Below are 23,564 nucleotides of genomic sequence, written 5' to 3' on the forward strand. Positions count from 1 at the left end.
TGCGCCGGTTTTGTTCGAATTGGCTGAACAGTCTATACAGCCAGATTGCGTGTCTTCATCCGGGCCAGGGCGCGATGGAGTGCGGCCTGGGATCTGGCAAAGTCGATCTGGGCCTTTTGCTCGACAAGCCGATTTTCGGCCCGTTCCTTGGCCTTTCTGGCCCGCTCCAGGTCGATCTCCTCGGCCCGTTCAGCCACTTCCGCCAGGACGCTCACCTTGTTTGAGGAAACTTCGGCAAAGCCGCCGGAGAGAAAAATCCAGTGCTTTCGCCCGTCCTTGTTGTAGTGCAGACTGCCGACGCCCAGGGCCGACAGAAAGGGTGCGTGGTCCGGCAGGATGCCGAACTCGCCGTTGTACCCCGGAGCACCGACAAACTCGACGTCCTCGCTAAGGAGCTTCCGGTCGGGAGTGACGATTTCCAAGTGTATGGTCTTGGCCATAATCTGCCACCTTCCGGCTTAGAAGTTCTTCGCGTTTTCCAACGCTTCCTCAATGGTGCCGACCATGTAGAAGGCCTGTTCAGAAATCTCATCGTGCTTGCCTTCGATGATTTCCTTGAATCCGCGAATGGTGTCTTCAAGCTTCACGTAGCGGCCTTCCTTGCCGGTGAACTGCGCGGCGACGAAGAAAGGTTGGGACAGGAAGCGCTGAATTTTCCGGGCGCGAGAGACGGTGAGCTTGTCTTCGTCGGACAGTTCGTCCATGCCCAGAATGGCGATGATGTCCTGCAGATCCTTGTACTTCTGAAGGATCATCTGCAACTGCCGAGCGGTGTCGTAGTGCTCGTTGCCCAGAACCAGCGGGTCCAGAATGCTGGACGTGGAGTCCAGCGGATCCACCGCCGGATAAATGCCCAGTTCCGCGATCTGTCGGGAAAGAACGATGGTTCCGTTCAAGTGGGCGAAGGTGGTTGCCGGCGCGGGGTCGGTCAAGTCGTCGGCGGGGACGTATACGGCCTGCACCGATGTGATGGAACCCTTGGTGGTGGAGGTGATCCGCTCCTGGAGTTCTCCAAGGTCCGTGCCCAGAGTCGGCTGGTAACCGACGGCGGAGGGCATCCGGCCAAGAAGCGCGGAAACCTCGGAACCGGCCTGGGTAAACCGGAAGATGTTGTCCACGAAGAGGAGCACGTCCTGACCTTCCTCGTCGCGGAAGTATTCAGCAGAAGCCAAAGCAGTCAGGGCGACGCGGGCCCGGGCTCCTGGAGGCTCGTTCATCTGGCCGTAGATCAACACGGCTTTCTCGATAACCCCGGCGTCCTTCATTTCATGGTACAGGTCGTTCCCTTCACGTGTCCGCTCGCCAACACCGGCGAACACGGAAATGCCGCCGTGCTGCTTGGCGATGTTGTTGATCATCTCCATCAAGATAACGGTCTTGCCCACGCCGGCGCCGCCGAACATGCCAATCTTGCCGCCTTTGGGAAAGGGGATCAGCAAGTCAATGACCTTTACGCCGGTTTCCAGCAGTTCAACCTTGGTGCTCTGCTCGGTGAAGCTGGGTGCCGCACGGTGGATGGGCATCATCTTTGTTGAGTCAATGGGGCCGAGTTCATCCACTGGACGACCGACCACGTTCATGATCCGGCCAAGAGCAGGCTGACCCACGGGAATCATGATCGGCTTGCCGGTGGCCTTGGCCACGTTGCCTCGAACCAGACCGTCAGTCGCGTCCATGGCGATGCAGCGGACCAAGTTGTTTCCAAGGTGCTGTGCCACTTCGACCACCAGGTCGGGAGCATCTTCGTTGTTGGCGTTGTAAATTTCCAACGCACTTAAAATGTTGGGCAACTTTCCTTCCGGAAAGGCCACGTCCACGACTGGCCCAATGACTTGCGCCACCTTTCCTTCCATAAGTTCACTCATCTACTACGCCCCCTCTTTAGGCTGATTTCAGAGCTTCAGCGCCGCCGACGATATCCATCAGCTCCGTGGTAATGGCGCTTTGCCTGGCCTTGTTATAGACCAATGTCAAAGATTTCGACAATTCGTCACAATTTTTCGTCGCGTTGTCCATGGCCCGCATCCGAGCGGCATGTTCGCTGGCGTTCGTATCCAGAAGTCCCCTGTATATCTGCACGTTCACGAACCGGGGCAGCAATTCGGCGAGAATGCCTTCCACCGACGGTTCGTAAATATACTCGCTGGCGGGGCCCTGAGCTTCCTCCACCTCGGCTGTTTCCGAAGCGATGGGCAAAACGCGCAGGGAGACGACTTCCTGCTTGGCGAAGCTGATGAACTTCCCGAAGACGATGATCACTTCATCGAACTCGTGGTTCAAGTAACCGTTCATCAGACTTGTGCCAAGTTCCGCGCCCAGAGTGAAGTCGAAAGTGTTCATCACGTTGACGTGATCCGCACGGATGGGCCACGACTGCTTGCGCATCACGTCCCGTCCCTTTTTGCCGACGCAGACGATCTCCACTTCTTTGCCGGCGGCTTCCTTTTCCGCCGCCAACTTGCGGGCCTTGGTGATCAGGTTGACGTTGAAGCTGCCGCACAGTCCGCGGTCAGCAGTGATCAGGACGATCACGACCTTCTTGATTTCCTCGCGCACCTCAAGCAACGGGTGAGCCGAGGCGTCCGTGCGGCCGCTCAAATCCGTGAGCATCTCGTAGAACTTGTCCGCATATGGCCTGAATTGCTCAATGCGTTGCTGAGCCTTGCGCAATTTCGCCGAGGCCACCATGTTCATGGCCTTGGTGATCTGCTTGGTTTTCTTGACCCCGCCGATCTTGCGCTGAATGTCCTTCAAAGAAGCCATTGTACTCTCCTCAACGGTTTATTCAGCCTGAAAGGTCTTCTTCATCGTCTCGATGGCTTCACGCAGTTTGGCTTCAAGATCCGCGTCCAGGGCCTGCTTGGTTTTGATGGCGTCCAGAATGTCAGCGCGCTGATTGCGCATGTATTCCAGCAGTTCGGTCTCGAATTTGGCCACCGCGGACACCGGCAGATCATCCATCAGCCCGCGGGTGCCGGCGTACAAGGAAATAACCTGCTCGGCAGCGTTCATCGGCTGATACTGTGGCTGCTTCAGCAGTTCCACGAGCCGCATGCCACGGTTCAGGCGCTGCTGCGTGGATTTGTCCAGGTCGGAGCCGAACTGGGCAAAGGCGGCCAGTTCACGATACTGGGCCAAATCCAGGCGCAATGTTCCGGCGACCTGCTTCATGGCCTTGATCTGAGCGGCGCCGCCCACGCGAGAGACGGACAGCCCGACGTTGATGGCCGGACGAACGCCCGCGTAGAACAGGCTGGGCTCCAAGTAGACCTGACCGTCGGTAATGGAGATGACGTTGGTCGGGATGTAAGCGGAGACGTCGCCGGCCTGGGTTTCAATGATCGGCAGAGCGGTGAGGGAGCCGGCACCCATTGCGTCGTTTACCTTGGCGGAGCGCTCCAGCAGACGGGAGTGGTTGTAGAAGATGTCGCCGGGGAAGGCTTCACGTCCTGGAGGACGACGCAGCAGCAGGGACATCTGGCGGTAGGCGACGGCCTGCTTGGAAAGGTCGTCGTAAATAATCAGGGAGTGTTTGCCGCTGTCCCTATAGTATTCAGCCATGGTGCAACCGGAGTATGCCGCGATGTACTGCAGAGAGGCCGGTTCGGAAGCCGTGGCGGAGATAACCGTGGTGTATTCCATGGCACCGTATTTGCGCAGGGTGTCTACGACCAGGGCGACGGTGGACTTCTTCTGGCCGATGGCCACGTAAAAGCAGTGGATGTCGCTTTCCTTCTGGGCCAGAATGGCATCCAGGCAGAGGGCCGTTTTCCCGATCTGGCGGTCGCCGATGACCAACTCGCGCTGTCCGCGGCCGATGGGGGTCATGGCGTCCACGGCCTTCAGGCCGGTGTACATGGGCTCGTGAACGGACTTCCGAGCCACGATGCCGGGAGCCTTGATTTCAACTTTCCGGATTTCCTTGGCTTCGATGGGTCCCAGGCCGTCCAGCGGATTTCCCAAGGGGTCGATGACCCGGCCGACCACCGCGTCGCCGACGGGTACGGAAAAGATCCGCCCGGTCCGTTTGACCGTGTCGCCTTCCTTAATGTTCGTGACTTCGCCCAACAGCGCGACGCCGACGTTGTCCTCTTCCAGGTTCAGCACCATGCCGTACACGCCGCCGGTGAATTCCAGCAGCTCCATGGCCATGGCGTTTTCAACGCCGTAGACGCGAGCGATGCCGTCACCCACTGAGAGGACGACGCCTGTTTCGCTCATTTCAACGCGCTGTTCGTAATTCTGAATCTGGCTCTCAATAATTTTGCTGATTTCATCTGCTTTAATCTGCATGGCCGTTACTCACCCCTCTTGATGGTTTCTTTCATCGCGACCAGTTGGGCCCGAAGGCTGGCATCCAGTACCCTGTCCCCAATCTTCAGCACGAGTCCCCCCAAAATTCCCGGGTCCACGGCATAATCGAGAATCAACTGGCGGCTGGTCTTTTCCTCCAGCGATTTCTTAAGCTTTTTCTGGATTTCCGGCTCCAGGTTGATGGCCGTGGTCATCCGGCCTCGGGCCACACCCTGGTGCTCATCCAGCAACTCGGCGTAGTAGGCCTGGATGTCCGCCAGAAACCCTAGTCTGTTGTTGTCCGCCAGCAGGTAACAGAAGTTGACGATCATCTGCTTGGCCTTGATCTTTGAAAGAATCGCGTTGACCACAGCCTTCTTTTCTTCAACCTTGAAGACTGGATTGCGAAATATGCGGTCTAATTGCGGCGACTCGTTCAATGCCTTCGCCAGCCCGGTGAGGTCCTTGCCGTAAGCGACAAGTTCAGCGTCTCCCTGGGCCACGCCCAAGGAGAAAAGAGCCCGGGCGTATCTGCGCGCCACGATGTTTCCAATCAATGCAGCACCACCCTTGTTAAGGATTGTTGGATCAATTTTTCATGGCCTTCCTTGGTCAACTGACTCTGGATCATTTTCTCGGCGGTTTCCACGACCATGTCGGCCAGTTCCTCGCGGAGTCGTTCCGTAGCCTGTTTGTACTCCAGGGTTGCGGCTGTTTCGGCCTGGGCCTTGATCTGCGCCGCTTTTTCATGCGCCTGGGCGATGATGGTCTGCTTCAGCGCCTCTCCCTGGCTCTGGAAGTCGGCAAGCACCCTTTCGCGCTCGGCGTCCAGATCCTTGATCTGGGCTTCGACTTCTTGCAATTTTTTGTCGGCATCGGTGCGGCGTTGATCCAGGTCGATGAGATCGTCCCGAATTTTCTCCCGCCGGGAGGTGAGCAGCTGGCCGATGCGCTTTCCGGCGGCCCAGTAAAGGATCCCGACGAAGATGATGAAGTTGATCACCCGCCACATGAAATCCTTCCACTTGGCCATGTCGCCCGCTTCGCCGGCCGCCCAGGCCGCTCCGACGCTCACGAGCACCATAGCAAACGTGATCCAACAGATCGTAATGCGTTTCAACTCCAAGCCCTCCTTACGATTGATTGCGGTTACACGGCCCAGCCGACGACTTTTTCCGAGACCTGTCGAGCGTACCCGTCGACTCGGGATGTCAATGTTTTTTTGCCGGCGCGCACCTGCGACGCGGCGTCCTCGCGGGCTGCCTTTAACTCTTGAGCCGCTGACTTGTTGGCCCCGTCCAAAAGCGTGGTTTCTTCCTGGTATCCATCGGCCTTGAGCTTGGAGCGGATTTCCACGCCCTGTTGCTGGGCGGCTGCGAGAGCACTCGTATAGGCCGCCATTTTTTCCTGAGCTTGAGCCGTGAAGTTCTCCACGTCGTGCAGTTGCGCCGACATGCGTTGGGCGCGCTTCTTGATGACCGCCCGGATCGGTCGATAGAGGATGGCGTTGAGCACAGCCAGAACAATGAAGAAGTTGATCAGCTGAATGAGCATGGAAATGTTGACATCAATCATAGTCTGCCCTCCGGGTGGTGAGTATGTGAATTTTAGTGCAAGCCAAACGGCCTCTACCGAATTTTATGTTCTCTGTCAAAAGGTTTTCATTTTTTTCACGTACTCTGAGTAGTTCAAGAAGAAGATTCGGAATCTTCTCGAGGTATTGGGAGTTCGTCGGTGGTCTCGGTGGTCGTTGCGGACATCACCACGTCGCCGTCCAGAACCGCTCCTTCCTCGATGATCAAGGTCGGGGCGCGCAGCGAACCCTGCAGACGAGCCGTCTTGTGCAGGACGATCTTGTCCTCCGCCGTGACGCGTCCCTTGAGCAGGCCGCTGAGGATCAGGCTGCCCACGGCGACTTCGCCGTCGATCTTTGCGTCCTGCCCGACGATCAGGGTGCCTTGGGAATCGATTCTTCCGAGAAAGGAGCCATCAATGCGGACCGCCCCTTGAAAGTGGAGTTTTCCTTCGTACGACGTTCCAGAGCCCAGGAAGGCGTTGATCTCGTCTTTGGCCATGGCTGGAGTTCCTTTATTAGAGTCTTTTGAAAAGAGCGCACACATGGATTGATGCTCTCCGGGTTGATTATTTTTTGAAAAAAAAGCGGCGCATGGAAATGTTGAGCACGAGACCGATCAAACAGAAACTGGTCATGGTCGACGTGCCTCCGTAGCTGATCAGCGGAAGAGGGATGCCCACTACGGGCATCAAGCCCAGCACCATGCCCATGTTGATGAGTATTTGCCAGAAAAAGTAGAAGAAAATACCCACGGCCAGATAGCAGCCGAATCCGTCCTTGGCCTCGGCCGCGGTTCGGATGATGCTCAATAGGAACAGGGAAATCAGAATCAAGAGGACCAGACAGCCGATAAATCCCCATTCCTCCCCAAACACGGCCAATGCGAAGTCAGTATGCTTTTCCGGCAAAAATCGCAATTGACTCTGGGTTCCCTCCAAAAAGCCCCTGCCCCAGAGTTGCCCGGAGCCCACCGCGATCTGAGATTGAATAATATGGTATCCGGCGCCCAGCGGATCATTGCCTGGGTCGAGAAAGCCGAGAATGCGCTGGCGCTGGTAGTCGTGCAGCACGTGCCAACCCAGGGGAAGGGCCGCGGGAACGAGTAGGGCCGCCACTTTGAGCACCGAGCCGCGGATACCGCGAAACAGGGCCATGCCGCCCAGGATCAGCAGCAGGGTGACGGCCGAGCCGAGGTCCGGCTGTTTGAGCACGAGAAGCGCCGGAACAAGACCGATGCCGCCGAGAATCAGAAGTTGGTTCCAGCCAAGCTTGCCCTGGTCACGGGAAAGCAGCTTGGCGGCGAGGATCAGTAGGGAAATTTTAGCGAACTCACTGGATTGGAAGTTGAACAGGCCCAGATCCAGCCAGCGTCGGGCCCCCATAATGGTTTTGCCCCAGAGCAGGGTCGCGACCAGGGCGAGCACGGTGGCCACGAACAACGGCCAGGCCAGCATCCGCAAGTGTCGATAATCAAAGACTAGAAAGGCGATCATTCCGCCCAGGCCAATCATGCCCCAGTAGAGTTGCTTCCGATAAAAGGAGCTCAAAGAGAGCCCCTCCTCCATCCGGAACCCACTGGCGGAGTAGAGGTTGACGACTCCCAAGGCGAACAGGGCCATGGCGAAGCCGGCCAAGGCCCAGTCGAAGTGGGTGATTAAACGGCGATCAAGCAGGGTCAAGGGCTTCGTCCGTTTCTGGGGGGGCTGGAGGGTCAGGGAACAGGTAGTCGTAAATGGATTTGATGATCGGTCCGGCTGTGGAGCCGCCGCCTCCGCCGTGTTCGACCATGGCTACGATGACGTAACTGCGTCCGTCTCTTTGGCCGAAGGAATTCATCCAGGCGTGGTCACGGAAGTGGTACGGAATGTCCGTGAGCTTGGCCCGCTCGAACTCGCTCATCAGTCGAACCACCTGGGCTGTGCCGGTCTTGGCTCCAAGGCGCACGCCGGGCTTGGCGATCCGTCGCGCCGTGCCCCTTGAGCCTTCGACGGTGTTGACCATGGTTTGCACCAGAAATTCCCGGTGCCCGGCTTGCAAGGGCAGTTCTCCCAGGATATCCGGAGGCGCGTCGGCCAGGAGCTGAGGCTTGAGCAGTTTGCCGCCGTTGATCAGGGCCGCGGTGTATCTGGCCACCTGCAGCGGCGTGGTCAGCATGTAGCCTTGCCCGATGGACATGTTCAGATTTTCTCCGCCGTGCCAAGGCTCGTTAAAGCGGCGACGTTTCCAATCGCGGCTGGGAACCAGGCCCATGGATTCGTGGGGCAGGTCGATGCCGGTGCGCACGCCGAACCCGCTTTCCACGGCATGGGGGTGCATCCGGTCCACGCCCAGTTTGTCTCCGAGGGTGTAAAAGTAGACGTCACAGGACTGGACCAATCCCTGGTTCATGTCCATCCAGCCGTGTCCGCGTCGTTCCCAGCAGCGGAACAGGCGATTGCCCAGCCGGAGTCCGCCGGAGCAGAAGACCCGGTCAGTGGTTGCGGCGATGCGGTGCGTCAGTGCGGCTCCGGCAATGACCAGCTTGAAGACCGAGCCCGGGGGGTACGCGCTCTGGATGGCCCGGTTCTGCAACGGATGGGCGGGATTGTCCCGGAGCAGGGCCCAGTCCGCGTGGCTTAACCCGGAGACGAACATATTGTTGTCAAAGGCCGGTTTGCTGACCAGGGCCAAGACCTGCCCGGTATCGGCTTCCATAACGATCACCGAGCCGACATGCTCGCCCAGGGCTTGGTCGACGAACTCTTGCAGTTCCAGGTCGATGCTCAGCCGAACATCGCCTCCGGCTTCAGGAGGGACCAGCATCGTGGTCCCCAACTGACGTCCGGCGGCGTCCACGTCAACTTGGCGCGCCCCCTTGCGCCCGCGCATTGACGATTCCATGGTGAACTCGATCCCTTTTTTGCCTACGCTGTCGCCCAGGGTCAGGTTCGGATCGGCGTTCATTTCCTGCTCGTTGGCCTCGGCTACGTATCCGATAACGTGGGCCAGCAATGGGCCCTGGGGATAAAATCGTCTCGGCTTGGTGAGGATTTTCAGTTCCGGCCAGGTCATGGTGTTGGCTTCGATGGTGGCCAGTTGCGCAAAGGTCAGTGAATGGACGAGGATTTGCGGCTCAAACCGCCGGATTCTCGGGCGTCCCTTTTCGAAGGTTTCCTGGAGAAGGTCGTGGTTCATATCCAGCCAGTCGCTGATCCGTCGGAGGGCGGCGGGGATGTCCCGTGAGTCCTCGCGAACAATGGCCAGGGCGTAGGCCGGTTCGTTCACGGCCAACAACACGCCGTTGCGATCCCTGATCAGGCCTCGGGGAGCGTAAACCTGCTGCTGGCGGATGCGGTTGTTTTCGGCTCGATCAGCAAACTCCTGGCCTCGATGCAGTTGTAAATACCAGAAACGCAGGGTGAAGACGACGAATATTCCCAGCACCAACAGTTGGAGCAGCAGCAGGCCGTTTTTCGGAGACTGCTGTTGTTCGGCGTCACGATTGAGATGCATGGCGGGAGATGAAGCGGTAAACAGCGTCCAGGAGCCACCAGCCCAGTATAATCGTCGCGAACATGGTCAAGCTTTCCAAGAGCAGACGCTGGCCTTGGATGTCCATGGACTGGAGCCCGGCCATGGTATGCAGGATGATCATCTGCGCGAGGGAGAAGGCGGCGGCCAGCAGCAGGATGAAGACCGGACTGCGGGCTTCGAACAGACCGCGCCCGACCAGGAACATTCCGATGAGCCCCCCGTAGCGCAGGAGCCCCGCACCGAACACCAGGGCTCCGGTGCCTTCCTGGATCAGCAGCGCCGGGAGGATCAGCGCGAGGACATGGCTGAATCGTTCCCGCTGCAGGCAGAGAACGACGCCCGGAGCGAAGAAGTCCGTCCCGGGAAAAAACAGTTGGAGCCAAACCGCCAAAACGAAGAAGACGACCCAAAAAACGCGTGCCGGGGTCACGCCGATGATGGAAAGCACGTCTACTCTTCGATGACCGGGGTAAGGTTCAATACCAGGAATACTTCCTCCAGGTTGCGCAAGTCCACGAGCGACGAGGCCTCCACTACTTGGAACAGCGAGGTGCTGGGCCGCTCGATGCGCTGGACCCGGGCCACGGGCAACCCCTTGGGGAAAATGCCGTCCATGCCGGAGGTGACGAGAATTTCGCCCTCCTGGAGCAGGTCGTTCAGCGGGACGTATTGCATTTGCAGTTCCCGTTGCGGCCCATTGCCCACCAGGATGCCCTGCGTGCGGTGGTCGCGGCCCATAATTGCCACTTTACTGTTGGGATCGGTGATCAAGAGCACGTTGGAAAAGGAGGGGGAACCGCGCAGCACTCGCCCCACGACTCCCAGGGGAGTGATCACGGGGGTGTTTTCGACGACACCGACCCGGGTTCCCTTGTCCACAAGTAAGGATTCCACCACTGCGTGCGGTCCGAACCGTGCGGCCACTACCCGCCCGCCTTCCAGAGTCCATTCCTCGGGCGGCTGGAAATCGTGCAGGTCTCGCAGGCGGTTGACCTCGGCGGCCTCCTCATGCAACCGGGACAATTGCAAATAAAGATCAGTGACCTTGGCCCACAGCCGTTCATTCTCCTGGCGCACCTCTCCCAGTTTGACGTAGGAATCCCAAGTGGAACGAACCTGCTCTCTGGTCCATCGCAGGGGGAACGAAACCCAGGCCACGATTTCCAGGCCGGTCTTTCCCGTGATCCCGTCCAGGACGCCGGTACGCCAGTTCCAGGTGTAAATGCTCAGAAGCAGAAAGATGATCAGGAGCAAAAAAGCTATGAACCGCTTGGAGCGGACGGGAAAGAGGCTAATCGATGGTTACCTCCCGCAAGATGTCCAGGCTGTCCAGTGCCTTGCCGGAACCGAGCACCACGGCTGAAAGTGGGTCGTCGACAACGGTAATGGGCAGCGAAGTCTCTTCGCGCAGCAGGTTGTCCAGCCCGCGGAGCAGGGCGCCGCCTCCGGTCAAAACAATGCCGCGGTCGACGATGTCCGCGGCAAGCTCGGGAGGGGTCTGCTCCAGAGCGATGCGCACCGCCTGGACGATGACGTCCACCTGATCGGCCAAGGCTTTACGGACCTCTTCAGATGTGATCAAAATATTCTGGGGAATACCTGTAACCAGATCCCGTCCCTTGACTTCCATCTCTTCTTCTTTTTCCAGTGGAAAGGCCGAGCCGAGCTGCATCTTGATCTGCTCGGCGGAACTCTCTCCGATGAGCATGTTATATTTGCGTTTCAGGTGCTGCATGATGGATTCGTCCATCTTGTCCCCGCCCATGCGCACGGACTTGCTGTACACCACTCCGGAGAGAGAAATGACGGCCACTTCGGTGGTGCCGCCGCCGATATCCACGACCATGTTGGAAGTCGGCTCGGTGACGGGCAGGTTGGCGCCGATGGCCGCGGCCATGGGTTCCTCGATCAGGTAGACTTCCCGTGCCCCCGCGCTTTGCGCGGACTCGCGCACGGCTCGTTTCTCCACCTGGGTGATGCCCGTGGGCACGCAGATGATGATCCGCGGCCGTACCAGGTGACGACGATTGTGGACCTTGGAAATGAAGTGTCGAAGCATGGCCTCGGTGATCTCGAAGTCCGCGATGACACCGTCCTTCATGGGGCGGATAGCTTCGATGTTTCCGGGGGTCCTGCCAAGCATCCGCTTGGCCTCGGAGCCTACGGCCAAAACCTTGTTTTGACCGCGATTATCCTTCTTCACGGCGACCACGGAAGGTTCACGGAGCACGATGCCCTTGCCCTTGACGTAGACGCAGGTATTGGCGGTGCCCAAATCAATCGCCAAATCGCTGGAAAATGGGCCCAGCAGGATATCCAGAATTCTCGACATAGACCCTCGCTTGGGGATAAGATAGGATGGTGTCGCGACGAGCGCGCAAAGTCCGTGAATCTAGCAAAGATGGTGGGTGCAAGCAAGGCGGCAAGTCGCCTTCGCGTCCTCCCCGCGATATCTTCTCAAAACGATGCCGCCGTGCTCTCCTTCCGCTACAACTCCCTTTCCGTTTATTTACGGTCAAAATATGGCGTCCGGGTGCGGAAAATTCCCCTGGATGCCGGTTCAACCTGCCCAAACCGGGACGGTCTGCTTTCCCGAAGCGGCTGCATGTTCTGCAATCCGTCCGGTTCGGGCTCCGGGCTGTTTGATCGCGGGCTGTCCCTAACCGAACAATGGGTTACCTTGACTCGGCGCTTGGGGCAAAAATACAAGACAGACGCCTTTTGGGCCTATCTGCAATCCTTTTCCAATACTTATGGTCCGTTGAGCCGAGTCCGTCGGTTGATGGGCGAGTTGGCCGACCTGCCAGGAGTTCGTCTGGTCGGTCTGGGAACCCGTCCGGATTGTTTGGATGAAGAAAAACTGCGGTGCATCGCGGACTGTGGCTTTGCGGAAGTCTGGCTGGACATCGGGCTGCAATCCGCCAATGATCGAACCTTACGGCACATCAATCGCGGTCATGACTTCGCCTGCTTTGCCCGGTGCGTGGACCGGGCTCATGCCTGGGGGCTGTCGGTCTGCGCTCACGTCATGCATGGACTGCCCGGGGAAAGCGACGTCGATTTTTTAGAAACCATTCGCCAGGTGAATCGATTGCCCGTCGCGGGAATCAAATTTCACAATCTTTTCGTGGCCGCGGGCAGCTCTCTGGAACCGGTCTGGCGAAGCGGCGGCTACGTCCCGCCGACAAAAGATGCCTATGTTCAGTCCGTGATCACGGGGCTGCAACTGCTCCGGCCGGACATCATCGTGCACCGCCTGAACGCGGACCCCCAGCCCCACGAACTGCTGGCGCCTCTGTGGGCCGGGGACAAGCGAGACGTCCTGGATACGCTGGGGCGACGCATGGAAGCCGAGGATGCGCGGCAGGGTCAGGGCTTCCTGTGTTCATGACGGACGAGTCTTTCTTCGGCAAGGAGATGCCATCATGCGAAATCGCGACCTCATCAGGGTCGATCCTCTTTTTCTCAGTTTGACGTGGCGGGAGGACCGCCTGGAGTCCATATCCCTGGAATGGTCGGAAAGCTCGGCAGCCGGGCGGAAATCCGCCTTGATCACTCCCTGGGCCGAGCCGTTCCGGGACAGTCTGGCGCGCTACTTGTCCAAGAAGGATCCGGCTTGGCCGGAGATTCCGTTGGCCGGAGACGGTTTGAGCGATTTCGCCTGGAAGGTCTTGCGACGTTTGCGTACTTTGCCGACCGGGGCCTGGCTCAGCTACGGCGAGCTGGCGACGGATTGCGGACATCCCATGGCCGCCAGGGCCGTGGGGCGGGTCATGGCCCGAAACCCGTGGCCCTTGCTGTTTCCCTGCCACAGGGTGCTGGGGCGCTCCGGTCAATTGACGGGCTTTGGCCCCGGTTTGGAAATGAAACAATACCTGCTGGCCCACGAAGGCATACCCCATGCTCCGGTGAACCGGGGTGCCTTGTAGTCAGAAACCAACAGATACTGGAGGATGCATGCGCTTTTTTATTCTGGGTGGGACCGGTTTCGTCGGCAAGCATTTGATCAAATGGTTATTGCAACAAAGCCATGACGTGGAAGTTCTGGGGCGAAGCGCGAAAAGCTTGGATCGAATTCCTTCCGGATGCCGGACCGTCATCGGCGATCCCATGCGCCCTGGAGAGTGGCAGGAAAGGGCGGGCCAGGGAGACGTGGTAATCAACCTGGTTGGCCGGTCGATCATGACCCGCTGGAGCGACGTGACCAAAAAGGAGATTCTGGAATCCAGGGTTCAGTCCACGCGCATGGCCGTGCAGACCCTGGCCGGAGATCAGGGCAAGGGCAAGGTTCTGATCAACGCCAACGCCGTGGGTTACTACCCGCTGGATTCCAAAGCCGAGTTTGCCGAGGACGGGCCGCGAGGCACGGGGTTTCTGGCCGACGTGGCTCAGGCGTGGCAATATGAAGCGGAAAAGGCTCGAGGGTTCGGTGCCCGGGTGGTCATTGCCCGGTTCGGGACCGTGCTGGGACCGGACGGCGGTGCCATGGCCCAGCTGCTTCCGATTTTTCGCAAGGGCCTGGGCGGGCGCCTGGGCAGCGGAGAGCAGTGGTTTCCGTGGATTCACGTGCTTGATCTGTGCCGGGCTTTGGAGTTCATGGCTCTGCACGCGGAGATGGACGGCCCTGTGAACTGCTGCGCGCCCCAGGCGGCCACGAATACGTATTTCACCCGGGCCTTGGGAGGTTTGCTGCGTCGGCCGACAATTTTTCCGGTCCCGGGGTTTGCCATCAAATTGGTCATGGGAGAGGTCGCCCAGGTCGTGCTGCAAGGGGCGAAAATCGTGCCGAAGGCCCTGACTGACGCCGGATTTACTTTTCGATTTGGGATGCTGGAAGGAGCTTTGAAGGACATTCTCGCCCAGAAGCAAACTCAGGCAGAGGCCAAATGAGCCGGTCGGTTTGGACGGAATCCTTCAGGGTACGGACCAGCGAGGCGGATATGTTCGGCCTGGCCCGCCTGGACGCCCTGTTCGGTTGTTTTCAGGAGGCTGCCGGACATCATGCCCGGGATCTCGGCGTGGGCCGGGAACATTTGGACGCGCAAGGATGTTTCTGGGTGCTTTCTCGCTGCTGGATGCGCGTCCGGCGTTATCCGGCCTGGGGCAAGGAATTTGTGGTCCGCACCTGGCCTCAGGGGGTGCGTCGGCTTTTTGCGCTGCGCCATTTTCGCCTGCTGGACCCTGACGGCGAGGAATTCGGTTCCGGTATCTCGGCCTGGGTGATCCTGGATGCGGCGAAGCATCGACCTGTCCGTCCCGGCCCGTTTCTGGAGCACATGGTCTTGCCCGATGAGCCGGACGTGGAGGGCGACATTCTCGAAAAGCAAGATGTCGCCCAAAATATGCGGGAACTGCGTCCCGTTACCGTGCCGTACAGCGACCTGGACGTGAACCGACACGTCAACAACGCGGCCTACGTGCGCTGGATACTGGACAGCTTTGACCAAGAGCACCATGAACGCCGCCAAGTCCGCTCCATCCGCATCGACTATCTGGCCGAGACCCTGCTTGGCGAAACCATTTCGATACAAAGCCAAAGTGACTTTGAAAACAATGCCCAAGCTGTCGTCGGTCAGCGCGAGACGAGGGACGCATCCCTGGTCTCGCCAGCGTTAACGACTGTTTTTCAAGCTAAAGTCGTCTGGAGTGAGCGAGCTCCCTGATTCAAGCAGTGATCTTAAAAAATCGAGACAACCAACTTCACCTAGTCAAACTATATGCCAATCCGTAACCCATGGCGTTGTAGGTCATTTCAAAAACGGGTCCAGCAACTTCATCGAGATATATATCTCATCGATTATGGGCGTTACTAAGGGCTTTTCATCGTCGACCTTACCCAAGTAAACACAAAATGAATCCTCTCCGAAGTCCAAGTCCAGGCCTCTGAAATTCTGACAGAAATCAACCCAGACAACGACATCGTCGTGTTTCATGCGCGAGAAGTAGGATGCCAGTTTCTCGGCGTAGTCAAAGAGTTGGTATTCGAAGAACACGTCAAGAATTTCGCCGCTTTTGCTCAAATGCAAAAGTGTCGGCAGCTGAAAAACCCTTTCATTTACATGCAGACTCCGCCGTGGAACGTTTATTCGAATACCCTCTCGTACTACGGGGTACCTCCAAAACATGGCGATTTCAGATCGAAAGCCGGCCAGTGTCAGTCCTAGATCGGACTCTTGCATGATCAAGGTGGGTTCGGCACCGATGAGAGCGCGGCCCAGACCAAACAAGGACACGTCGAAGCCGAGCAAAGAAAGAACGGTGGGGGCAATGTCCAGGGTCGTCCCCGGTTTGTCGATCATTATTCCGTTTTCGTGGTCTGAATCAATGACCATGAACATGTTTTTTTGGTTTCCCTGATCTAAAAGATGGGTGGCCGTATTGCCCATGGCAAGATGATCCGAGGCAATGACGATCAGCGTATTTTCCCAATGGGAAGAACGCATCACGTCGCGGACGAATTTGGAAATCAGATAGTCCGAGCATTTTACGGCATTGAGTACGGGGTTGTCGCCAGTCTGGTAGCGCATACCGGCACATTTTCTTGAAGGATGGCCTCGGGGATGATGGGTGTCCAAAGTCAGAAGAACCATGGCGAACGGGTTGGGCGTTTGGGACAGTTGTTCAAAGCGTTGGCCAGCATACTCCAGTAACACGTCGTCATACAGTCCCCACTCGTTCAGGTAGGCCGGATCCTCCAATATGCCTTGCAGCTCGGTTTTCCCCTTTATTTCGGAGAATCCATGAGTAGCATAAAACTTGCCCTTTCCGGCAAAATCCAGGTCCGCCCCTCCCAGAAAGGTGAGAGCGTACCCTTGGGCTTGCAGCACGTCGCCTAGGCAGATTGCGCCGGGCAAAAAATGGTCAATCCCGGACATGGAATTGCCGCCGGAGGATGTGACAAGCGGAATGCCGCACTGACTGGCGACCATGCCGGCAATGGTCCAATGGGTGCCGCTGACCTGTTCCACCCCAGTGAAAGACAGGGCTTCTTGCTCCAGCTCCCGGAGCCCCTGGATCAACCCGGGAAACAGGGACTCGTCGAAGTAGGTTCGCTCCAAACTTTCGGCGTAAATGAAGACAAGGTTTTTGGGTCGGCCTGTCACGGGAGTAATGGGTGGCACATGGTAAAGGACAGTGAAGTGATCCTTGCCCGAGGCTTGCTTCAAAGGCTGGGTCGCCAACCTGGAGATGTCCTGAATTCCCGGATTGACCAGGAACGCCGCGCCCAGCACGAAGGGGGCGGTCCAGCTTCTGGAATGAACCGATCTGCCTGGAATCGGACGCAGTCGCCGGACCGAGACAAAGCCTACCGCGGCGGCGAGGGAAAGCATGGCCATACCCGCGTAGACGCTGCCGGAGTACTCCGCGAAGCCGGCTCCGGACAGACCGTACCGGAGGTGATAGGTCACGGACGCATCGATCCCCATCGTGGTAAAGGAATCGGCGATCAGAAAAACACCTGTCGCCAGGATCAGACAGAAGCCGCTGAGCCCGAATCCGTAGCGGACCGGACGCACCCGGAGGCTTCCGGAGAGCAGCCATGTACTGATGGCGTAGCAAACCAGGGAGAGAAGAATCTGTTGCGTCGAGGTCATGAGAGGGCGTGTCTTTCTGGGCAGGGTGGGCGTTCAAACGGGGAAGACTGGCCCAGGCAGAGTGCGCACGAGGTCCCGCGGACCTGAAAATTCGCGCCGAGGATCAGCAGGGCGAGGCCGACGAGACCGGTGAGGATGTCCAGGGGATTACACTCCGTTTTTCAGGGATCGATTCATGGCTCTTTGGCGAAGCAACCGGCCCGCGCCCTGCAAGGCCGCTAGATAGCCGAAAACAGCCAGGGGAAAGGCCATGATCAGGCTGCCGAGAGCCGTGATCAGCAGCTCATCGCCCACATCCCAGGCATCCGGAGCAAAAGGAGGGGCAGCAAAGGCCGGAAGGGTCGAAAAGCAGGCGTCACCCAAGGCGTGGAAGCACCAATAGAGCGGGATAATGGTCAGAGGGTTGCAGACCCAGGACGCGGCCAGAGCGCTACAGACGTTTCCGCGCAACAGGATGCAGCCAACAACGATGAGCGCGGTCTGTACGCCGAAAGTCGGGGTCAGGCCGATAAACAGACCCACGGCCACGCCCCGGGCCAGAGCATCGGGATCAGTGCGCAACGCACCGCTGTGATGCAGGAGCCTGGCGGACCGGGGGTGCCGGGTCAGCCAATCCTGGAGCCGTTGGGAAACGTCCGGTTTCCGAATCCGTTTAAGTATCCGATGGGGAAAACTGGTTGTGAAAGCCGTCATTGGCACTTTTTATTGCTCATATTTTTCCCTTCAGCAACAGGCTTGTCGTCAATCTGGCCGCGGATCGAAAACGCAACCGCAACAAGGAGACGGACGGGGCCGGGGCGGCCGTCCGCGGTAGGTCGCCGGCAGGCTTTATCGAGAGGACGTTGACCAGAGCCACGGCCACGGCGGCCACGTAGGGCGACGATTGCAAGACCAGAACGGCCATCCATAAATTGACGTCCCCATCCGCGAATCCTCGGTCAAGGGCCAGCCAGCCAGCCGCCAACCAGAGCAGGAGGCCCAAAAGCGCCTCCTGGCGGACCATGGACAGTCCTCGAAACAGACCGGACGCAGCCTCGCTTTTGGGAGTGCGCAGAAACGGCTTATCCGAGGTTGCCATTCCCGAAAGCACGGCTTTGCCTATGGTGTGCATCAGGGCGGTTCCGGCCAGAGCCGCGCCCAGGGTGCGCGGCAGACCGCAGCGCACCCGGACTTGGTAGAGCCAGATGAACTGCAGCAGGCGGAAGCCGAATGCGGCCATGACGGGCAACAGAAAAATGGACATCGGAGTGCCGATCCAGTTCGGTGTCAGCAGCATTCCGCCGGCCCAGAGCAGGCTGGCCGTGACGCAGAGCAGATGCGCCGCATCCGCGAACCAAGGCAGCCAGCCGGTCAGAAAATGATACTTCTGGGCCGGGGTCAGGCCGTTGTTCCGGTTCCAGGGCAGCAAACACCGCCAATGCCGTTTCAGGATTTGGACGGCTCCGTAGGCCCACCGGAACCGTTGGCCACAGTAGCTGGAGAAGGTGTCCGGGGCCAGCCCCCATCCGAAGCTCTGAGGCACATAGAGGGTCTTGTGGCCCGCCGCCATCAACCGCAACCCCAGTTCGGCGTCCTCGCAGATGCACCAGGTTGCCCAGCCACCGGCCTCGCGCAGGGCTTCATGGCGGATCAGGGACATGGTGCCGTGCTGGATGATGGCGTTGTCCTCGTTGCGATGAACCATGCCGATCTGAAAAAAACCGGCATATTCCCAGTTGCACATGGTCTTGAACGAATTCGTTTCCCAGTCGCGGTGGTCCTGGGGAGCCTGGACCAGTGCCAGCTGCGGATCCCGACAAAAATTGGGTGCAAGAGTACGCAACCAGTCAGGACGGACGACGTAGTCGCTGTCCACGATGCCGACAATGCCGGTATCCGGGTGGGTCTTGGTCAGGGCGAAGTTCAGGGCGCCGGCCTTGAAGCCCTTGCATTTCCGCAAATGGAAGAACCGGAACCGTGTTCCCCGGCCCTTGCAGAATTCCTGGACCGGGTGCCACGAGGCGGATGAGGTGGTGTTGTTGTCCACCACCAGCACCTCGAAGTCCGGATAGTCCAGGGCGTCCAGACTGCTCAGGGTTTTCAGGACCATGTCCGCCGGCTCGTTGCAGATGGCCACATGCAGGGAGACCTTGGGCAGCCCGACGGGTTGCGGTCCGGAGGCGGACGGGTCGCGGCGGAGTCCGCCCGGGCTGAGCAGCCGTTCCATTTCCAGGCCGCTGGTCAGGACGACCGTGAGCAGGCCCAGATTCAGCGGAAACAGTCCCAGCCAGACGGCCAGTTCCAAACGGGAATAGGCCGCCCCCATCGGCGCGCCCGCATACCAGATCATAGTGGCCGCGGCGGCCTGGAGCAGAAGGCCGAAGGGCAGAATCACCATCACCGGAACACTGGAACGGCGACGCAGATAAACACCCAGCATCAGCACGCCTAAAAGTGAGGCAGCGGCACATTCCAGGCCCCATGTCACGGAGCGGACGATGGGGCCTGTCCAGGCGAACTTGGGCTGGCGGTGCTGATCGAAGATACCCCAGTGTCCTCCCACCACGCCTTCCATGGGCTGTTTCCAGGGTTGATCAAAGGCCTCCATCACAAAGTATTCGATGCCGAGCTTCTGAGCCGCGGGCAGGAACTCGCGGAGAAAAATGGCCTGCTTGTCCCGGCCGGGCTTGGCCGGGCCGTTGCGTTCGCCGTGACTGGGCCAGCCCACTTCGGCGACCAGTATTCGTTTGCCGGGAAAGGCATTCGCCACGTCAGCATGGCGATCCAGGGCCCACTGCACGGCCGTGTCCGCCGGGATATCCTCCCAGTAGGGAAGGATATGGATGGCAATAAAATCCACTTCCGCGGCGAGTTCCGGATGGTCCATCCAGACGTGCCAGGGCTCGGCGGTGCTCACGGGCTTGGTGGTCCGATCCCTGGCCTCCCGCAGGTAACGGCTCAGCTCCGCCACGGTCAGGTCTCCGCGCAACAGGCTTTCGTTCCCCAGGATCACCTGCTTCACGTTGGCGTGGACTTCGGCGTTGCGGAGCAGGTTATGAAGCTCCTGGGCGTTGTTCGTTCGATCTGCATCCAGCCAGGCCCCGGCGGTGACGAACAGTCCGAATTCCGCGGCCAGGGCCGGGATCTGTTCCAGGCCGTTGGTGGAGCCGTAGGAGCGGACTTCCCGGACCCTGCCCTGGAGCAGTCGAAGGTCGTCGCGTAGTTCCTGGGCACTGGGGTGGATGCCAAGAAACGGGTCCTGCCATGACTGGTATGGGCTGAAGGAAACGCCCTGAATCGAATCTTGCCAGTCCTGCTGCTGAGTTATCGGTCGGTTGAAAAACCACCAGACTCCTGAATGAATGGCCAAGATGGTCAAGATGACGGTCAGGTTCGTTGTGGTTCGGCCTGCCTGCAAAAAGTGTTTTGGCATGGAAGTGCTTGATCAAGCTGTTGAAAGACGTCAAGACAAGACGTGCTCCATGGGAACGCGTCATGGGTAAGGGAAGATGCCGCAAGATGAGGCGGAAGCGCCGCCGATGGTCGAGTACAACGACTATGGCGAAGAGAGGGCGTTGATGATCTTTCTTGAGCGGACGGGATGGGTGATCGGCTGCGATGAGGTCTGAATCAGCACGGAGCGATGGGAGAGCCCGGCGGGTTGGACGAAAACGGTAAATTGGATGGGGCTAACCGGCATGGCCGACGCTACCTTGTTGTTGGGGAAGAGGAATTGCGGCTGAGCAAGTGAGGCTTTTTCCAACGGATGTCAAGAGCTGGTCTCGGACGCGGCATCAAGCGGGAGGGCTCGCTATCGACTAAAGAGCCCGGCGGCCAGGCCGAGAAAGAAGTGCTTGGCGTTGGTTCCCAGGGAGCGGATGCGGTAGCCGCCCTCCTGGACAACCAGGGTCGGCAGACGCAGTTCGCCGATCATCCGACCGTTGCGTTCGAAGTCCCTGGCGGTCAGCCCCCAAGTCCCGGTGGGATCCCCTTTGGCCGGATCCAGTCCCAGAGCTACTACCAGAGCCCGGGGCGCGAACTTGGTGATCCGGCGCAGGGCCTGGGCCAAGGCCTCGCGGTATCCCTCGCCGTCAAGCGCTTCCGGCAGGGCGATGTTCAGGTTGAAGCCTCGGCCCGGCCCTTCTCCTTTTTCCTCTCCATATCCGCTGAAATACGGATAGGCGAACCGAGGGTGGCCGTGCAGGGAGACGGTGAGCACGTCCGGGCGATGGTTGAAGATGTCCTGGGTGCCGTTGCCGTGATGATAATCGATGTCCAGCACCGCCACCCGGCCATGGCGGCTAAGGCTCTGAGCCGCCGCGGCGGCGGAATTGAAGTAGCAGAACCCTCCGAAAACACGACGCTCCGCGTGATGCCCCGGAGGCCGGACCAGGGCGTAGGCGGAGCGGTAGCCTTCGCGCAGGGCCTGGGCCGCCGTCAGGGCGCAATCCACGGCCCGCTTGGCCGCCAGAAAGGCGTTGCGGTTGATGGGCGTAAAGGTGTCGATGCAGAAGTATCCGGCCCGGACCGGCAATTCCTTGGGTGGCCTGGTGCTGTTGCGGATCGGGAAAACATAGGGATAGACCGATTCGCCGGGCTTCAGCAGCGCGGAGGCCCGCCTGATGTACTCCACAAGCTGCCGGTCATGCACGGCCAGGATATGTTCCTCGCCGAAATGGCGCACCTTGAGGCGTTGAAACAGGCCCAGCGGCTCGATGGCTTTGAGAATGGAGCGGATGCGCACCGGCGCTTCCACATACCCTCGCTCATGGACGTGATGGATGTCGTGCCGGTCGTTGACCACCAGGGCGATGCTTTTGTCCTGGTGCAGTACGGCCCCTTCCGGCCACGTCGGCGATGCAGGCCGATCCGCATCCGCCGCGACGTATCGCGGATCGCGGATGCGCACCGGATCGTCCACGAAAGAGGCCACGACCATGTCCACGTATCCCGGAGGGCAGCTTGCGGCGTATTTACGCTCCAGGATGGCCTGGACAACCTTTCGAGCGTCCCGGCGGCGCAACGTCCGATTTTGGTCCAGGAGGTCGACCACCAGATACGGCGGGCAGGTGTCCTCGGGTTTGAGCGGCGTCTCATAGGCCGTTCCGGCGATGGGTCTGGCCCCGAAGCGTTCGTAAAAGCGCAGTCGGGCCTTGTTCTGGCGCAAGATGGTCGGATCGGCGCACAAGGCCGGATCATCGGGCAGGCACTCGAAGAACACTCCCGTCAACTCCAAGGCCTTGGCCTCTTCCCGGACCCTGGCGTACAGCGCTCCGCCCACTCCCGCTCCGGTCTGCATGGTGGCCGCGGACATGAAATCCAGGTATCCGAAGCGCAGATCCGGGGCGTGCATGAACAAGGCAAAGCCCTTCAACCGATTGCCCGAACCCTCGGCGGCGAAAAGAATGGTCCGGAAACGAAATTTCAGCGGATCGAGCAACTGTTCGGGAAGTTTGGCCACATCCTCGGGCGAGAGCAAGGGGAACTGCTCGCGCAGAATTTCCTGGACTTGGGCGATGACCCTGGCGTCGCCCGGCCACGTGGCGTCCTGGACGCGACGAATGCGGAACATGTTCGTCAGCTTCCGTCGTCAAAAACGTAACTGGAATAAAGGCGGGGATAGACGTACGGCTGGTCCGGGGCCGGGACGACTTCCAGCTGATCGGCAATGATCAGCGGAATGTCCTCTTCCATGAACCGCATCGCGGAAATCCGTCCCTGGACACGCACCCAGGCGTCGTTGGGAGGAAGCGGTGGGTCGGTCCGGATCAGCAGGCCGTAGACCGTGGCGTCGGCCAGGCAGCAGGTGACGGCGATGCGGGCCACGGCCAGTTCGTTTTCGGCCATGGTGCCATCATGGAAGACGAACCCGGAGAATTCCACTCGACGCCCTTGGAATCGATCCAAATACGCTGAAATAATCAGCATGGAGTCCAGAAAATCCTCTCCGGAAATGCGCAGCACCTCCCGGTCCAGCAGATCTTCAGACAGTTCCTGGTAGATGTCGCGGTCGTACCAAATGCCCAGTTCCTCGCGCAGCAGGGCCTGCTCCTTGTCCAGGTCCGCCCCGGATGCTTGCCGGTCCCAGGTCTGGGCGCTGTCCCAGGGAATCTCCTCTTGGAAGAAGAGGTGGTTGTCCGGGGGCAAACCCGCAACCCGCTCCGAACCAAAGACGCTCGGCGCTGGTGAGCGACTCAGCGAAATGCCTTTCTTTTCCGCCACCCTGCTGTCCAGGACCTGATGCGGCAAAAAAAAGCCGGCGGCCAGGACCAGCCCGAACAAGACCGCCATGGTGACCTTGCCGGCAGGGGATGGTTCGTGATCGTGGCTGCACCCGCACCGGGCCGTCGCGTCAGCCCCCGGAACCAGCAAGGTCCACAGGCCGTGCAGGGCCATCACCAGAAATGTCGTGGTGGAAAAAAAAACGAACGGCTGCATTTTCGGGGCCTGGTAGAGATGGATGGCCCCGGTGAACAGCAGAACGGCTTGCAGAGCGGCCAGTCCCAAAAGCAGTAAAATCTGGAACAGCCCAAAAGAAAATCTGATCCGATTTCGTCCAGGGGTTGTCGCGGCATTACGGGAACGGCGTCTCACGGGGGTCATGATCT

The 23,564-nt window shown here is 59.3% G+C and carries 22 protein-coding genes; 4 read left to right on the forward strand and 18 right to left on the reverse strand.

Going from position 1 to position 23,564, the window contains the following annotated elements:
* Positions 1 to 32 precede the first annotated feature (32 nt).
* The 13 genes from GY33_RS0114060 to GY33_RS0114120 all read right to left on the reverse strand — a co-directional run bounded on the left by GY33_RS0114060 (position 33) and on the right by GY33_RS0114120 (position 11,714).
* The gene (locus GY33_RS0114060; protein WP_031387941.1) at positions 33 to 440 is read right to left on the reverse strand and encodes a F0F1 ATP synthase subunit epsilon; all 408 of its coding nucleotides are present in this window, start codon (positions 438 to 440) and stop codon (positions 33 to 35) included.
* An 18-nt stretch (positions 441 to 458) separates the two neighbouring features.
* On the reverse strand, positions 459 to 1,865 hold the full coding sequence (gene atpD / locus GY33_RS0114065; RefSeq protein WP_031387942.1) for a F0F1 ATP synthase subunit beta: 1,407 nt from the start codon (positions 1,863 to 1,865) through the stop codon (positions 459 to 461).
* A 16-nt stretch (positions 1,866 to 1,881) separates the two neighbouring features.
* Positions 1,882 to 2,763, reverse strand: a complete 882-nt coding sequence (locus GY33_RS0114070) for a F0F1 ATP synthase subunit gamma (protein ID WP_031387943.1) — start codon at positions 2,761 to 2,763, stop codon at positions 1,882 to 1,884.
* 18 nt (positions 2,764 to 2,781) lie between these two features.
* Positions 2,782 to 4,293 carry a F0F1 ATP synthase subunit alpha gene (gene atpA, locus GY33_RS0114075; RefSeq protein ID WP_031387944.1) on the reverse strand — a complete coding sequence of 504 codons (1,512 nt, stop codon included), beginning with the start codon at positions 4,291 to 4,293 and terminating at the stop codon, positions 2,782 to 2,784.
* Positions 4,294 to 4,298: 5 nt separating this feature from the next.
* Positions 4,299 to 4,850, reverse strand: a complete 552-nt coding sequence (gene atpH, locus GY33_RS0114080) for an ATP synthase F1 subunit delta (RefSeq protein ID WP_031387945.1) — start codon at positions 4,848 to 4,850, stop codon at positions 4,299 to 4,301.
* Entirely contained in the window at positions 4,847 to 5,413 is a 567-nt protein-coding gene (atpF, locus tag GY33_RS0114085; RefSeq protein ID WP_031387946.1) for a F0F1 ATP synthase subunit B, read from the reverse strand. The genes atpH and atpF overlap by 4 nt, the downstream gene beginning before the upstream one ends.
* Positions 5,414 to 5,442: 29 nt before the next feature.
* Entirely contained in the window at positions 5,443 to 5,868 is a 426-nt protein-coding gene (locus tag GY33_RS0114090; protein WP_031387947.1) for an ATP synthase F0 subunit B, read from the reverse strand.
* Positions 5,869 to 5,981: 113 nt separating this feature from the next.
* Entirely contained in the window at positions 5,982 to 6,368 is a 387-nt protein-coding gene (locus GY33_RS0114095; RefSeq protein ID WP_035272244.1) for a bactofilin family protein, read from the reverse strand.
* Positions 6,369 to 6,435: 67 nt separating this feature from the next.
* Positions 6,436 to 7,548, reverse strand: coding sequence for a rod shape-determining protein RodA (rodA, locus tag GY33_RS0114100; RefSeq protein WP_031387949.1), 1,113 nt, complete (start codon positions 7,546 to 7,548; stop codon positions 6,436 to 6,438).
* A complete protein-coding gene (gene mrdA / locus GY33_RS0114105) occupies positions 7,535 to 9,361 on the reverse strand; it encodes a penicillin-binding protein 2 (RefSeq protein ID WP_051822653.1) in 1,827 nt (608 codons plus the stop codon). Before mrdA ends, rodA begins: the two co-directional genes overlap by 14 nt.
* Complete coding sequence (locus tag GY33_RS0114110) at positions 9,345 to 9,830, reverse strand: hypothetical protein (protein WP_051822654.1); 486 nt, start codon at positions 9,828 to 9,830, stop codon at positions 9,345 to 9,347. Before GY33_RS0114110 ends, mrdA begins: the two co-directional genes overlap by 17 nt.
* 2 nt (positions 9,831 to 9,832) lie before the next feature.
* Positions 9,833 to 10,636 (reverse strand): rod shape-determining protein MreC, encoded by an 804-nt coding sequence (gene mreC, locus GY33_RS0114115; protein ID WP_051822655.1) that lies wholly within the window; start codon positions 10,634 to 10,636, stop codon positions 9,833 to 9,835.
* A 37-nt stretch (positions 10,637 to 10,673) separates the two neighbouring features.
* A complete protein-coding gene (locus GY33_RS0114120) occupies positions 10,674 to 11,714 on the reverse strand; it encodes a rod shape-determining protein (protein ID WP_031387953.1) in 1,041 nt (346 codons plus the stop codon).
* 54 nt (positions 11,715 to 11,768) lie between these two features.
* On the opposite strand from GY33_RS0114120, the gene GY33_RS0114125 reads away from it, so the two are divergent.
* From GY33_RS0114125 to GY33_RS19955, 4 genes are read left to right on the forward strand one after another with little or no spacing between them, the layout of a single operon-like run.
* Positions 11,769 to 12,773, forward strand: a complete 1,005-nt coding sequence (locus GY33_RS0114125; RefSeq protein WP_235185531.1) for a TIGR01212 family radical SAM protein — start codon at positions 11,769 to 11,771, stop codon at positions 12,771 to 12,773.
* Between the two features lie 34 nt (positions 12,774 to 12,807).
* On the forward strand, positions 12,808 to 13,311 hold the full coding sequence (locus GY33_RS0114130) for a methylated-DNA--[protein]-cysteine S-methyltransferase (RefSeq protein WP_031387955.1): 504 nt from the start codon (positions 12,808 to 12,810) through the stop codon (positions 13,309 to 13,311).
* 28 nt (positions 13,312 to 13,339) lie between these two features.
* A complete protein-coding gene (locus tag GY33_RS0114135; protein WP_031387956.1) occupies positions 13,340 to 14,272 on the forward strand; it encodes a TIGR01777 family oxidoreductase in 933 nt (310 codons plus the stop codon).
* Positions 14,269 to 15,045, forward strand: coding sequence for an acyl-[acyl-carrier-protein] thioesterase (locus GY33_RS19955; RefSeq protein WP_051822656.1), 777 nt, complete (start codon positions 14,269 to 14,271; stop codon positions 15,043 to 15,045). Before GY33_RS0114135 ends, GY33_RS19955 begins: the two co-directional genes overlap by 4 nt.
* Positions 15,046 to 15,129: 84 nt before the next feature.
* Here GY33_RS19955 and GY33_RS0114145 read toward each other — a convergent pair whose 3' ends face one another.
* From GY33_RS0114145 to GY33_RS0114170, 5 genes are all read right to left on the reverse strand, one after another.
* Positions 15,130 to 16,977, reverse strand: coding sequence for a sulfatase-like hydrolase/transferase (locus tag GY33_RS0114145; protein WP_051822657.1), 1,848 nt, complete (start codon positions 16,975 to 16,977; stop codon positions 15,130 to 15,132).
* 147 nt (positions 16,978 to 17,124) lie between these two features.
* Entirely contained in the window at positions 17,125 to 17,670 is a 546-nt protein-coding gene (locus tag GY33_RS0114150) for a DUF2062 domain-containing protein (protein ID WP_051822658.1), read from the reverse strand.
* Positions 17,671 to 17,686: 16 nt separating this feature from the next.
* On the reverse strand, positions 17,687 to 20,389 hold the full coding sequence (locus GY33_RS0114155; protein WP_051822659.1) for a glycosyltransferase: 2,703 nt from the start codon (positions 20,387 to 20,389) through the stop codon (positions 17,687 to 17,689).
* 378 nt (positions 20,390 to 20,767) lie between these two features.
* On the reverse strand, positions 20,768 to 22,528 hold the full coding sequence (locus GY33_RS0114165; protein ID WP_031387961.1) for a histone deacetylase family protein: 1,761 nt from the start codon (positions 22,526 to 22,528) through the stop codon (positions 20,768 to 20,770).
* A gap of 5 nt (positions 22,529 to 22,533) precedes the next feature.
* On the reverse strand, positions 22,534 to 23,559 hold the full coding sequence (locus tag GY33_RS0114170) for a TIGR03943 family putative permease subunit (RefSeq protein WP_031387962.1): 1,026 nt from the start codon (positions 23,557 to 23,559) through the stop codon (positions 22,534 to 22,536).
* Positions 23,560 to 23,564 lie beyond the last annotated feature (5 nt).

The organism is Desulfonatronum thiodismutans (assembly GCF_000717475.1).
Classification (GTDB): domain Bacteria; phylum Desulfobacterota; class Desulfovibrionia; order Desulfovibrionales; family Desulfonatronaceae; genus Desulfonatronum; species Desulfonatronum thiodismutans.

Excerpts from the sequence above, each read along its gene's own strand:
- GY33_RS0114060 (WP_031387941.1), bottom strand. The coding sequence starts at position 440 with ATGGCCAAGACCATACACTTGGAAATCGTCACTCCCGACCGGAAGCTC.
- atpD (WP_031387942.1), bottom strand. The coding sequence starts at position 1,865 with ATGAGTGAACTTATGGAAGGAAAGGTGGCGCAAGTCATTGGGCCAGTC.
- GY33_RS0114070 (WP_031387943.1), bottom strand. The coding sequence starts at position 2,763 with ATGGCTTCTTTGAAGGACATTCAGCGCAAGATCGGCGGGGTCAAGAAA.
- atpA (WP_031387944.1), bottom strand. The coding sequence starts at position 4,293 with ATGCAGATTAAAGCAGATGAAATCAGCAAAATTATTGAGAGCCAGATT.
- GY33_RS0114090 (WP_031387947.1), bottom strand. The coding sequence starts at position 5,868 with ATGATTGATGTCAACATTTCCATGCTCATTCAGCTGATCAACTTCTTC.
- GY33_RS0114095 (WP_035272244.1), bottom strand. The coding sequence starts at position 6,368 with ATGGCCAAAGACGAGATCAACGCCTTCCTGGGCTCTGGAACGTCGTAC.
- mrdA (WP_051822653.1), bottom strand. The coding sequence starts at position 9,361 with ATGCATCTCAATCGTGACGCCGAACAACAGCAGTCTCCGAAAAACGGC.
- GY33_RS0114120 (WP_031387953.1), bottom strand. The coding sequence starts at position 11,714 with ATGTCGAGAATTCTGGATATCCTGCTGGGCCCATTTTCCAGCGATTTG.
- GY33_RS0114130 (WP_031387955.1), top strand. The coding sequence starts at position 12,808 with ATGCGAAATCGCGACCTCATCAGGGTCGATCCTCTTTTTCTCAGTTTG.
- GY33_RS0114135 (WP_031387956.1), top strand. The coding sequence starts at position 13,340 with ATGCGCTTTTTTATTCTGGGTGGGACCGGTTTCGTCGGCAAGCATTTG.
- GY33_RS19955 (WP_051822656.1), top strand. The coding sequence starts at position 14,269 with ATGAGCCGGTCGGTTTGGACGGAATCCTTCAGGGTACGGACCAGCGAG.
- GY33_RS0114145 (WP_051822657.1), bottom strand. The coding sequence starts at position 16,977 with ATGACCTCGACGCAACAGATTCTTCTCTCCCTGGTTTGCTACGCCATC.
- GY33_RS0114150 (WP_051822658.1), bottom strand. The coding sequence starts at position 17,670 with ATGACGGCTTTCACAACCAGTTTTCCCCATCGGATACTTAAACGGATT.
- GY33_RS0114155 (WP_051822659.1), bottom strand. The coding sequence starts at position 20,389 with ATGCCAAAACACTTTTTGCAGGCAGGCCGAACCACAACGAACCTGACC.
- GY33_RS0114165 (WP_031387961.1), bottom strand. The coding sequence starts at position 22,528 with ATGTTCCGCATTCGTCGCGTCCAGGACGCCACGTGGCCGGGCGACGCC.
- GY33_RS0114170 (WP_031387962.1), bottom strand. The coding sequence starts at position 23,559 with ATGACCCCCGTGAGACGCCGTTCCCGTAATGCCGCGACAACCCCTGGA.